This is a genomic window from Arthrobacter sp. 05L417 (genome assembly GCF_056397865.1).
On record NZ_JBFTOG010000051.1, the window covers coordinates 20435 to 31840 of the forward strand.

Sequence of the window (11406 nt, forward strand, 5' to 3'; positions counted from 1 at the left end):
GACCGTAGAATCCGCAGGCCCGGTGCGACAGGCGGAAATCCTTACGGAACCGGGACTTTTGGCCGCCGGCAGCCTAGCTTTGATCCCCGCGTAGCGGTGCAGTAGAGAACTCCCGCATTCCGTCCTCGAAACCATGCCTCGGGAACCAGCCCAGCTCGGCCCGGGCCCGTGCCGAGCTGGCGGTGATATGCCGGACGTCGCCTAGCCGGAATTCGCCTGTGACCACCGGCTGGGGGCCCCCGGCAAAAGAACTCAGGACCGCCGCCACCTGCCCTACGGTGTGGACCTCGGAGGCGCCGATGTTGTATGCCCTCAGGCTGCCCGAGGCAACCCGGCCTCCCGCCAATGCGTCAATGGACAACAGATTTGCCTCAGCAGCATCTCCTACATGGATGAAACTCCGGCGCTGCCCGCCATCCTCGAACACTCGCACTGCCTCCCTGCGGGCCAGTGCAGAGCGGAACAGGCTGGCCACGCCCGCGTAGGGGGTGTTTTTGGGCATCCGGGGACCGTAGACGTTGTGGTACCGGAGGGCGATGGCGGAGCCTCCGGTTGAGCGCGCCCACGCGGAAGCGAGGTTCTCCTGCGCCAATTTTGAGGCTGCATAGACGTTCCGCGGATCCATGGCCGCGTCTTCGCTGACCAGAGCGGGCAACAGCAGCTCGCCGGTGGCAGGGTCGCGGGGGTCAAAGATTCCGTGCTCCAGATCCTCCACCCGGCGCGGGCCGGGGCGCACCGGCCTGCCTGCTGAATCGGTGTAGGCGCCTTCACCGTAGACCACCATGGAGGAAGCCAGGACAAGCTTGCCGATGCCGGAGGCCGCCATGCCTGCCAGGAGCACAGCCGTGGCCAGGTCATTGTTTCGGACGTAGTCCGGAGCGTCGAAGAAGTCCACGCCAAGGCCCACTTTGGCGCCCTGGTGAACGACGACGTCGACTCCCGCGAGCGCCTCTGCCACCGCGGCCGGGTCTCCGACGTCGCCCACGAACAGGGGCACTCCGGGAAGTCCAGGCGGCCGAACCGGGTGCACTGCCGGATCCAATGAATCCAGGACCCGGACCTCCCAGCCGCGGGCCACGGCGGCTTCGACGACATGGCTGCCTATGAAACCGGCACCGCCGGTGACCAGAATCCTCACGGCACTTTTCGTCCCGCGCGGGGGCGGACAGGGCTGGCGGCGCCCATCACGGTGGCCACCGCCGTAGCCGGCATGAGCGCCATCCGCCATATTCCGTCGTTGTCCGCTGGCTCAGCGCCGGTCAGCCCGGCGGACACTGTCCGCACTGCGTCCGACAACACCGCGAAGATCCGTGGCTGCGCGGCTGCCAGGCGGCCCAGCACCAGTTCCGCCGTCACTGGCTCGGAGCCGTCGTGCCCCGTGTCGGCGTCGGTAATGAAGGCCAGCGCCGCGAAGTGCATGTTCAACTCCGCCGCGAGCATCGGCTCCGGGTACTGGGTCATGCTGATCAAATGCGCGCCGGACTGAACCAGTGCCGCGGACTCGGCCTTGGTGGAGAAGCGCGGACCATTGATGACGGCCACGGTGCCCGACCCGGCGAAGTCTTCCCCCTGGCGCTCCAGGGCGGCGCCGAGTGCCGCGCGCAACGGGACGCTGTAGGGTTCGGCGGCGGGCAGGTGCTGCACCCCGGTGGGCAGCGAGCCGTCGTAGAACGTGTCCGCCCGGCCCCAGGTTTTGTCCAGGACCTGGTCCGGTACGGCAAAAGTGCCGGTTCCGTGGCTGGAAACCAGTCCGCCCACGGCCGCGGAGGACACAACAGCCTCCACGCCGAGGCTCTTGAGGGCCCAGAGGTTGGCGCGGTAGTTGATCTGCTGCGGGGCAACGCTGTGCCCGCGGCCATGGCGGCTCAGGAACGCGACCACCGGCCCGCCGTCGTCGCCGGGGCCGTCCGGTGCGGCGAGCCGGGCGACCGTCACGGGACTGGAGGGAGGCCCGAACGGCGTCGGGACGTCCAGCGTGCTGAGCACGACGGCCCCGGGCAGCTTGTACAGGCCGGTGCCGCCAATGATCCCGATCCGGGGACGGGGTTCCAAGGGGGGTTCTGCGTGGGGTTCGGGCAGCGTTGACATGACCCCATCATGCCAACGCCGGCGTCCGGCGTCGCGGGTGGAATCCTTACGTGTCCGGAACGGGGCTGCCGGGACAGTCGGATGTTACCTTAGCGCTCGCGGTCGATCTGCAGATAGCTGAGTCCGCTTACATCGAGCCAGTACCGCGTGGGAGTCTCCACGAGGCGGAGCAGCACGCCCTCGCAGGACGCGCAGCGGACAACGATGCCCGGAGCGTCCACATACACCTTCGTCTCCCCGAAGACGCGGACCGCGCCGCAGTGCTTGCACTGTCCGATCGCTGCGACGATATCGAAGCGGAACAGTTCCCACAGCGGTCCTGCCACTGCGTTTCCGTCCAGATGCGGTATTGCGTTGCCTGGGATTCCGGCGATGTCCTGATCCTCGAAGCCCGGATCTTTAGTGCCCGGGGAATCGGAGCCGTTGTTGCCACTCACCGGGTTCCTCCCGTTCCGCCGAAGCGTTCGGTCTTGATCGAGGCAGCCGGATATCCCGCCTGCACGAGCCATTCCGCGACCGTTTCCACGAAGACCGTCTGGCCACATATGAAGATGTCCGGGACGGCGTCCGTCGGCAGGATGTTGGCCAGCAGGGTTTCTGCCGTGAGCCGTTGCGGAGTATTCGGCCAACCCTCCGGCGCCTTGCGTGTGTACACGTAGTCGATAGTGAGCTTGCGGGATTCCTGGCCCAAGGTTTGGAGTTCTTCCCGATAAAACCCTGCTTCGGGTGACTTGAGCGAATACAGCAGCCGGAACTGCGCCGGATTTTCCGATGCATGGTGTGCTCGGATCATGGACATGAGCGGTACGATGCCGGATCCTCCGGCAATCAACTGAACGGGGTTTGTGTCCGTTGGTTTCCAGACGAACCAGCCACCGACTGGTCCTCGGATCTCCAACTGGTCTCCGACCGCCAGTTCCCTGACCAGATAGGGGGAGACTTCGCCGTTGGCCAATTCGTCAACCGTGATCTCCAAGGTTTCGTCCATGTCTGCCCTGGACACGGAGTACGAGCGCACGGCCGTGTAACCGTCGTCGGCCGTGAGGCGAATGTCGATGTGCTGTCCGGCGAGGTTGCCGTTCAAGCCGTTCACCCGCAGGCCGATGGTTCGCGCGGTTTCCGTTTCGGGCATGCTGCTGACGACGTCGGCCACTCGCCATAGCGTGCTCATCCGGCGCACCTCATGAGTAGCGCTCCTCCCGCCACGGATCGCCGTGGATGTGGTACCCGTTGGACTCCCAGAAACCAGGAACGTCATCCTGCGTCAACTCGATGCCATTGATCCACTTTGCGCTCTTCCAAAAGTACAAATGCGGGACCAGGAGGCGGGCAGGTCCGCCATGGGCACGTTCAAGTGGCTCACCGTCGAATTCCCAAGCCACCCACGCCCTGCCGCCAAGAAGGTCCGGGAGCGGGACGTTGGTGGTGTATCCCCCGTAGGAGTGGGCCATCGTGAACCTGCAGTTTGTTTCCACGTCCTCAAACAGAGTGTCCAGGGACACCCCGCGCCACGTGGTGCCCAGCTTGGACCAGCTGGTCACGCAGTGGATATCCGTATGGATGTCCATCTGGGGCAATGCCATGAATGCGTCCCAGGACCACGCGTGACGCTGCCCTGACTCGGTGCTGATGAAGAATTCCCACTCGTCAGTCGTGATCCGGGGAGCGGGGCCGGCGGTAAGGACCGGGAAGCTGGCGGTCTCGTATTGGCCGGTTGGCAACGCTGGATTGCCGGTCTGCCGTCTTCCGTGAAATCCAGACGAGATGATGCCCATCATGTACCTCCGATGCGGAGTCTCGAGCCGACTGTGCTCGGTTCCCCAACGATAGGGCAACGGCCGGGCAGGGTCCAGACACTACGGCAAAGCCCAAAGGGAACGACGGCGTCACCAACCGCCGCGCGTGGGTGTATGTCCCTTTCGGGCATCGTCGGGCATCGCCATTTCGGCCCGCAGGCCCAGGAGCCGGATCGGACGTCCCGCTTCGATTCCCGCTGCGAGGTCCAAGGCCCGCGCGAGGATTTCGTTCCGGTCGAATGTCTCCGGAATCTTCTTCCCCTGGGTCGTGGTCAAGAACGGCGCGTACCGGACCTTCAGGGTCAGCCCAATGACGGGCCGTCCTTCGGCCACGACATCCTCAAGGACGTGCGCTGCCAGCTCCCTCACGGCGTCCTCCACTTGGGTCGGGTCCGTCAGATCCTGCTGGAAGGTGGTCTCGCGGCTATGTCCTCGGGCAACCCACGGGGTGTCGTCCACAATGCTGGCGCCGTCGCCTCGTCCGAGTTGCGCGTACCACGGACCCATCCTGGGGCCGAACTCCGGGACCAGGTCCTGGGGATCGGAGGCGGCGAGTTCGGCGACCGTGTTGATGCCGAGTTTGGCTAGCCGGGCCGACACCCTGGTGCCGACGCCCCACAGATCCTTGGTGGGCCGGCTGCCCATGACGTCGAGCCAGTTCCCTGCGGTGAGGCGGAAGACTCCGGCCGGCTTTCCGAACCCAGTGGCCACCTTGGCCCGGACCAAGGTGTCGCCGATGCCCACGCTGCAATGCAGTTGCGTTCGCACCAGGACGGCCGCCTGCACTTGCCGGGCGTAGGCTTCCGGATCCTCCGCCTCGACGCCGACAAAGGCTTCATCCCAACCCAGCACCTGAACGGTGGCACCTGGCTGCGAGCGCAGGGTAGCCATCACCATTTCAGACGCCTCGAGGTAAGCCTCGTGATCGACGGGCAGGATTACGGCGTCGGGCACTTTCCGGGCTGCAATGCGCAAGGGCATTCCGGAACCCACACCGAACGCCCTGGCTTCGTATGACGCGGTCGACACCACGGCCCGTTCCGTGGGGTCGCCCCGACCGCCGACAATGATCGGCTTGCCCGCAAGTTCCGGCCGTCGGAGCACTTCGACCGCTGCGATGAACTGGTCGAGATCAACGTGCAGCACCCACGGGATTCCGCTCACACGCCACCAGCTGTCATGTCTGCGCGCGCTCCGCCTCGATGTCGACGCCTGTGACCACATCGCCCGCGCGCTCATAGACGAGCCAGACCGCGCCCTTCGGGAAGGCTTGAGGTGGCTGGGCGAGCGTGAAGGCGGCGGGAACCGTACCCTCCCGGAAGATCCGCTTGCCTGCGCCGAAAGTCACCGGGTACAGCCAGAGATTCAGCCGGTCGACGAGGTCCTCGGCGAGGAGGGTCTGAAAGAGGCCGCCGCTGCCGATGACGTGGGTCTCGTCGTGGCGCTCGCGGATCCCGCGGACCTCGGTTGCGACATCCGTCAGCACCGTCGTCCCGGCCCAAGAGGGGTCAGTGATTGTGTGTGATGCGACATATTTCGGCACGGTGTTGAACCGGGCCGCGATCGGGTCGTCGGCGGGTGCGGTGGGCCAGAAACCAGCGAAGATGTCGTACGTCTTCCGCCCAAGCAGAAGCGCGTCGAGGCGTTCAATGCCCGCGCCTATCGCCTCGCCGGACTCCTTGTCGAAGTATGGTGCCTGCCAGCCGCCGAACTCGAAGCCGCCCTCGCGATCTTCGTCGGGCCCGCCTGGAGCCTGATAGACCCCGTCGAGGGTACTGAACAAGTCGACCACGATGATTCCCACAGGCCCCATTTTTCGGCGCGCGCTGCGAGAAGGCAAGAGCTTGTACGAAACCTAGCTATTCGCTGGGTCCCGCTCGTCGAACAGGCGCGTCAGGCAATCGGCATAATGGGTCATTGCGTCCGCGAAATTGAGAAGTTGGACTCCGCCGTGGGTGGCCTCTGCCCTATCGGTGCTAGCTTCGTCGGCGTGGCAGAGGAGTGGCTCGCAACTCGTTCCGTTCGCGGTGAGCCTTGCGATTCCCCAAGGATGGCTCGGGTCGGTGACTGCTATACCTGCTGCGTCGAAGGTGTCGCGGAGGACGTACCTTGTGACTGTCCTCCATGACTGCAGGAACTGTGGCTGCAGTTGTTCAATGAGTTCGTCGTCGTTGCTGCGGTAAGCGCGTCCTAGGTCCATGGAAAGCTCGTCCCACTCCTGGGCGTCGCGGACCATGAGGTGTCCGGCCCGCAACCGGGCTATGGTTTCGTTCAACGTCATGGTCAGTCCCCAAACTTCCTGTCGTATCTGATCCTGCCTACGAAGCAGGTCATCAAGGGGAAGAACGGACGGGAACCCGGCATGATTCCCACGCCGGCAGCAATCCACGATCATGGGACCACGTCGATCGGTATTTCCAAGACTCGGTCGCTCTCGATCCACGTGCTCCGGGTGCCGAACTGCCTGCTCAGCCTTTGCATCCGCTCGGCGATTTTCCCCGCGCTCTGGCTCGCCAGTCGGGTTTGCAGGCGGGCGATGTTCGTCGGATGCAAGCGCAACGTGCTGGGTACGTTTCCATCTGTTTCCAGGAGGAAGACGAACGACTGATCGTTGCGTTCATCCGGGTCAACCGCGTAATCATCCACAAAGTCGCCGGCGCTGTAGACAATGGGCCGGCCCCTGTAGATTTCGATGCCGCGGAATATGTGGGCCGAATGGCCGAACACGACGTCGGAACCCGCGTCTATCAGCGCCCGGGCCAGGCTCTGGTGCGCGGACGGGACCTTGGACCCCCAATTGGCGCCCCAGTGTGCCGAAACGACCAGCAGCTGGCTGTGGTCTTTCGTCCGACGGACCATGTCCAGCAAATCCTTCACCCGGCGGTCACCGGAGTCGACCGGGACATAGTAGGTTCCTGGAGCTCGGGCGGTTGCTTCCCAGCCCGGTTCATTGTCGGTGAAGGCAATAAATCCGACCGCAGTGGGTCCTGCCCGCCGGACCGCCGGGCTGCGGGCAGATTCCAGGTCGATCCCTGCCCCCGCATGCAGGATCCCGTTCGCGTCGAGTGTCGGCAGCATTTCCAAGAGCGCATCGACTCCGTAGTCGAGTACATGGTTGTTGGCCAGCGAGACCACGTCGATCCCCGCCGAGCGCAGGCTCTCCACGTTCCTTGCATCCGAGCGGAAGTGGTACATCTTGCCGGCCGCAGGCGTTCCGTCGTCCGCGAGAACGCATTCCAGATTCGCGAATCGGATGTCAGCCTGCCGGAGGACCGGGAGGGTATCGCCCCAAGGGTAGTCGGTAGCAGCCACCTTGAGCTCGTCGTTGACCAGCCGACCGAGCATGACATCTCCGAGGAGGGCTATCCGCATTCTCCACCTCCAACGTCGCAGGCCTTTGGTATCAGGATGGGCCGCTTCGCCGCCTGGTGCCAGTCAACCGACGGACGCGAAAACCGGCGTCGAACCCCAAGGAGTGCCGCTTGAGCCGTTCTTCACGGAAAGGCCTCGCGTGGTCCGGATTCGTGGGGGATAGTTGGATCAGGAGGCCGCCCCGCGTGTATTGCTTGCTGCTTTCCGGTCTGGACGTGGAGCGCGGCGGCTTTGATGGGAATGTCGCGACGATGGGGATTTTTCAGGACAGGGCTGATGCAGGACGGCAGTTGGGGCTGCGGCTGGCGCATCTGCGTGGTCAAGAGGCAGTCATCCTAGGGGTGCCACGCGGCGGGGTTCCGGTGGCCTTTGAGGTTGCAGCGGCCTTGGATGCGCCGCTGGACGTGATCGTTGTGCGGAAGCTGGGAGTCCCGTCCCAGCCCGAACTCGCGATGGGCGCCATCGGGGAGGACGGCACATATGCGCTCGAGCGGAGCGTCCTCGCAGCCACAAGGGTCAAACAGGAAGAACTGCGGGCTGTTGAGCGGCGGGAGCGGGCTATCCTCGAGGACCGGGTGGCCAGGTTTCGCGCCGGCCGGGGCCGCGTTGACTTGAAAGGCCGCATCGCCGTCGTCGTCGATGACGGGATCGCTACGGGGTCAACCGCCAGGGTGGCATGCCGGATTGCACGGAACTTGGGGGCCGCCAAGGTGGTACTGGCCGTTCCTGTCGCCTCGTCCGACGTCCTCGCGGGACTGACGGAACCGGACGACGTGGTGTGCCTTGCCACGCCGCCGCGGCTTACGGCTGTCGGCTACCACTACCGTGATTTCTCGCCGACGGGCGACGACGAGGTGGTGTGGCTGCTCGCCGCCGCTGCCAAGCGCCTGCAAAATGCCTCTTCAACCGTGGAAGACCGCGTCCTTGACGAGGAGGTCCATATTCCCGCTGACGGGTTGTGGCTTCAAGGACACTTTCATTTGTCCGGATCAGCTGCCGGAGTGGTGGTGTTCGCTCATGGAAGCGGTAGCGGCCGCCACAGCCCGAGAAATAGATTTGTCGCCACAACGCTTCAGCGGGCTGGCCTGGGGACCTTGCTGCTTGACCTGCTCAGCCCAGGGGAGGAGCTCAATCGTGCCAATGTGTTCAACATCGAACTGCTTGCGCGCAGGTTGATCGCGGCAACGGGATGGCTTAGCGGGAGGCCGGACACGGCCTCATGCAGCGTGGGATACTTCGGCGCGAGTACCGGTGCCGGCGCCGCATTGTGGGCGGCGGCCGAGCTCGGGGAGAAGATCAGCGCAGTCGTCTCGAGGGGAGGCCGTCCGGACCTGGCGGGTGCGAGGCTTGCCATGGTGCGGGCCCCGACGCTCTTGATTGTCGGGAGTGCGGATCACCGGGTGCTCGAACTCAACCGCCGGGCGCAAGCCGTGATGGGCTGCCCCAACCGCCTCGAGCTTGTCCCGGGGGCCACCCATCTCTTCGAAGAACCCGGAACATTAGAGGCGGCGGCGATTCTCGCCAGGGATTGGCTTGTTCAGTACCTGCCGTAAGGCCGGACAGTGGTCCCTTGAACCTCTGTTCGCTCCAGGGCTAGCATTGCCGCCACGGGACCCGGCTGTCCTTGGCCGAGGCCCAGGGGGAAACCGACGTCGATCATATTCGAGGAGACGGGCATGGGCGAGACAATGGCGGATGCGTCATCAGCGAACCTGACGGTCGACTTGATCATATCCTTGGACGGGTATGCCTCAGCCGAGGGATGGCCCGGCTGGTGGGGTCTGGAGGCTCCGGAATACCTGGCGTGGCTCGGGCAGGAGGGGGAGAAGGGTTATACCTTCCTTCTCGGGGCGAAGACCTACCGGCTTATGTCCAGGATGTCAGAGGAAGCCGCAGCCGAGGACTCGGGATTCTCCGAGGATGAGGGTGCCGCCCTGACCGGCCTTGCCGCCGTGCCGAAGGTCGTCTTCTCCTCCACGCTGCAGGCTCCCTTGACGTGGCCGAACTCGCAGCTGGTCACCGGGGACGCGATCGAGGCCGTGGCGGAGATGAAACGGACCCGGACCGGGCCCCTGAGCACTCTCGGGAGCCTGAGCCTGTGCCGGTCGTTGCTGACTGCTGGCCTCGTGGACAGGTTCCGGGTGGTCCTTTTCCCGGTGATCACGGGCATCACCGGTCGGGAGCGGATCTACGACGGCTATCCGGATGTCTCGCTCGAGATGGTGGAAAGCAGGACCTTCGATGGTCGGCTCCAACTGCTCGAGTACGTCCCCACCGTGCTCAGCGGTCCGCCGGGCAGCGGTCCGGCGTGAGCCGATCCGAAGGGAAACGGCCGTGAACTCGACGATTTTGGTGACGGGTGGAACCGGCACGCTAGGGCGGCTGGTGGCTTCGCGCCTACGGGGCGGGGGCTACTCCGTGCGCGTGGCGGGACGCCATGCCCCTCCACCGGAGCAGGACATCGAATTCGCGCAGTGTGACCTCGACACCGGCGACGGCATCGAAGCCGCCTTGAGCGGTGTCCGGACCGTGGTGCATTGCGCGGGCACCCAGAAGGGCGACGGCGACAAGGCGCGCCGCCTCGTCGCCGCGGCTTCCCGAGCGGACGTGACGCACCTTGTGTTCATCTCGGTCGTGGGGGCGGACACGATCCCGGTCAAGAGTAGGTTCGACCGTGCGGCTTTCGGCTACTTCGCGTCCAAGCGGGATGCGGAGGAGGTCGTGGCCGGGTCCGGGATCCCGTTCAGTACCCTCCGCGCCACGCAGTTCTTCGAGTTGTCGCTCTTGACCGTGCGGGCCATGGCCAAGCTTCCCGTCATTCCGGTGCCGAAGGGCTTCCGGTTCCAACCGGTGGACGCTGGCGAGGTCGCGGACCGGCTCGTCGAGCTCGCTCTCGCTCAGCCCGCTGGCCTTGTGCCCGATCTCGCCGGTCCGGTCTGCTACCCGATGGGTGAGCTCATCCGCTCCTATCTCGCCGCAGCCGGTCTGCGGCGCCTACTCGTCCCCGTTCATATGCCGGGGCATGCCGCCAAGGCAATCCGAGCGGGCGCCAACCTGTCCGAGGACAGGGCCGTCGGGCGCAGAACCTGGGAGGAGTTCCTCACCGAGCAGGTTTCCACGGCTGTCCGGAGGTGACCCCACTGGTGCGGGCTCAACGTCCCACGTCGTCAGCAACCGGGGGTTGCGCGGCGGCGTGCTTGGCCCGCGCCGCCGGTTCAACCAAGTCCACGGCGTAGGGTTTGGTGGCCGAGCGCTGCAACGGAAGACGCAAGCGCACCTGATAAGAGCCATTCCGGAACTTGGCGCGGGGATCCATCTGGATAACCAGGAGTGGCTCTTGGCGGGATGCGTCCACCCTCAGCAGCATTCCGTGCCGGCGACCATCAACGAGCAGTGGGGTCGCAGGCTCCACCGCGGTCTGCTTGAGGACTTCCTGATATTTCGGACCCGCCGCCAAGAACAGGATTCCATGGGAGAACCCGACTACTCGCAACGGGATTGCCGTGTCAGGCTGCCGGTCGGGCCCGGGGCTTCTTTCGTGTTCCTTCGCAAAGGATTCCGTCACTGACTTTAGCGATCGATCGCACTCCTGGCACCTGGCCCGCGTCCCGACGTCGGCCAAAAGGGTCACAAGCAGCCCCCTGGGGGCGGTGCTCCATTTGTCGGAAACGATGTGGCACCACGCCGGGTGGTACTCCTCCCCGTACTTCATGACATAAACCTGATTTTCGCCGAGGAGGGGCTTGCCCTCCCGCCTGGCGGCCGGCTCCACGGGTCTAAGAGCGCCGAGGCCTTTGGCATCTGAGCGGCCTGCGTGGCTGCGCTTGAGGTATGTGCGGATCCATGGATCGAGTGGACGTTTTGGGCTAGGAATTGCGGGGCCTTCCTGTGCGGAGGGAGTATGTTCGTCCCTCATTACCCCCTACCTAGCTTGATGGCTTTTCGAGCAAGTCGCCAGTCCGGCTGCCGTAGTCCGTCATCGTCCGCCCCTTGACTTTTCCCCTAGTACTACAGTCGCGTTTATGGGGTGTGTCCGCGGGATTTGTAATGACTATGTCGTGCGCGGTGTTGGTGTTTTCGTCGCCAGGTTGAGTGTTCCAGGACGTGCTTCGGGCTGGTGGTGCGATGCCAGACGAGCCGGACGAGCAGC

The 11406-nt window shown here is 64.9% G+C and carries 13 protein-coding genes; 3 read left to right on the plus strand and 10 right to left on the minus strand.

Features of this window, described 5'->3' with window-relative positions; genetic code table 11:
* Positions 1 to 73: 73 nt before the first annotated feature.
* From AC1DJW_RS24340 to AC1DJW_RS24380, 9 genes are all read right to left on the minus strand, one after another.
* Positions 74 to 1138: an NAD-dependent epimerase/dehydratase family protein gene (locus tag AC1DJW_RS24340; RefSeq protein ID WP_459342545.1), complete on the minus strand. Its 1065-nt coding sequence runs from the start codon at positions 1136 to 1138 to the stop codon at positions 74 to 76.
* Entirely contained in the window at positions 1135 to 2088 is a 954-nt protein-coding gene (locus AC1DJW_RS24345; protein WP_476902740.1) for an MTAP family purine nucleoside phosphorylase, read from the minus strand. The genes AC1DJW_RS24340 and AC1DJW_RS24345 overlap by 4 nt, the downstream gene beginning before the upstream one ends.
* 89 nt (positions 2089 to 2177) lie before the next feature.
* Positions 2178 to 2525 carry a DUF6510 family protein gene (locus AC1DJW_RS24350; RefSeq protein ID WP_284752348.1) on the minus strand — a complete coding sequence of 116 codons (348 nt, stop codon included), beginning with the start codon at positions 2523 to 2525 and terminating at the stop codon, positions 2178 to 2180.
* A complete protein-coding gene (locus AC1DJW_RS24355) occupies positions 2522 to 3259 on the minus strand; it encodes an FAD-binding oxidoreductase (RefSeq protein WP_390277042.1) in 738 nt (245 codons plus the stop codon). Before AC1DJW_RS24355 ends, AC1DJW_RS24350 begins: the two co-directional genes overlap by 4 nt.
* Before the next feature lie 10 nt (positions 3260 to 3269).
* Positions 3270 to 3863: a sulfite oxidase-like oxidoreductase gene (locus AC1DJW_RS24360; RefSeq protein WP_476902746.1), complete on the minus strand. Its 594-nt coding sequence runs from the start codon at positions 3861 to 3863 to the stop codon at positions 3270 to 3272.
* A gap of 111 nt (positions 3864 to 3974) precedes the next feature.
* Positions 3975 to 5048, minus strand: a complete 1074-nt coding sequence (locus AC1DJW_RS24365; RefSeq protein ID WP_476902741.1) for a DNA polymerase IV — start codon at positions 5046 to 5048, stop codon at positions 3975 to 3977.
* Positions 5049 to 5061: 13 nt separating this feature from the next.
* Positions 5062 to 5688 (minus strand): dihydrofolate reductase family protein, encoded by a 627-nt coding sequence (locus AC1DJW_RS24370; RefSeq protein ID WP_476902742.1) that lies wholly within the window; start codon positions 5686 to 5688, stop codon positions 5062 to 5064.
* A gap of 51 nt (positions 5689 to 5739) precedes the next feature.
* Positions 5740 to 6165 (minus strand): hypothetical protein, encoded by a 426-nt coding sequence (locus AC1DJW_RS24375; RefSeq protein ID WP_284752345.1) that lies wholly within the window; start codon positions 6163 to 6165, stop codon positions 5740 to 5742.
* Positions 6166 to 6275: 110 nt separating this feature from the next.
* The gene (locus AC1DJW_RS24380) at positions 6276 to 7256 is read right to left on the minus strand and encodes a CapA family protein (RefSeq protein WP_476902743.1); all 981 of its coding nucleotides are present in this window, start codon (positions 7254 to 7256) and stop codon (positions 6276 to 6278) included.
* Positions 7257 to 7507: 251 nt separating this feature from the next.
* Here AC1DJW_RS24380 and AC1DJW_RS24385 point away from each other — a divergent pair, with 251 nt between their 5' ends.
* The 3 genes from AC1DJW_RS24385 to AC1DJW_RS24395 all read left to right on the plus strand — a co-directional run bounded on the left by AC1DJW_RS24385 (position 7508) and on the right by AC1DJW_RS24395 (position 10391).
* Positions 7508 to 8809 (plus strand): phosphoribosyltransferase family protein, encoded by a 1302-nt coding sequence (locus tag AC1DJW_RS24385; RefSeq protein ID WP_476902744.1) that lies wholly within the window; start codon positions 7508 to 7510, stop codon positions 8807 to 8809.
* 123 nt (positions 8810 to 8932) lie between these two features.
* Positions 8933 to 9568, plus strand: a complete 636-nt coding sequence (locus AC1DJW_RS24390; RefSeq protein ID WP_459342551.1) for a dihydrofolate reductase family protein — start codon at positions 8933 to 8935, stop codon at positions 9566 to 9568.
* 22 nt (positions 9569 to 9590) lie between these two features.
* The gene (locus tag AC1DJW_RS24395) at positions 9591 to 10391 is read left to right on the plus strand and encodes an SDR family oxidoreductase (RefSeq protein WP_476902745.1); all 801 of its coding nucleotides are present in this window, start codon (positions 9591 to 9593) and stop codon (positions 10389 to 10391) included.
* 16 nt (positions 10392 to 10407) lie between these two features.
* Here the strand turns inward: AC1DJW_RS24395 and AC1DJW_RS24400 are convergent, their stop codons facing one another.
* On the minus strand, positions 10408 to 10968 hold the full coding sequence (locus tag AC1DJW_RS24400) for a hypothetical protein (RefSeq protein WP_460455325.1): 561 nt from the start codon (positions 10966 to 10968) through the stop codon (positions 10408 to 10410).
* Between the last annotated feature and the right edge of the window lie 438 nt (positions 10969 to 11406).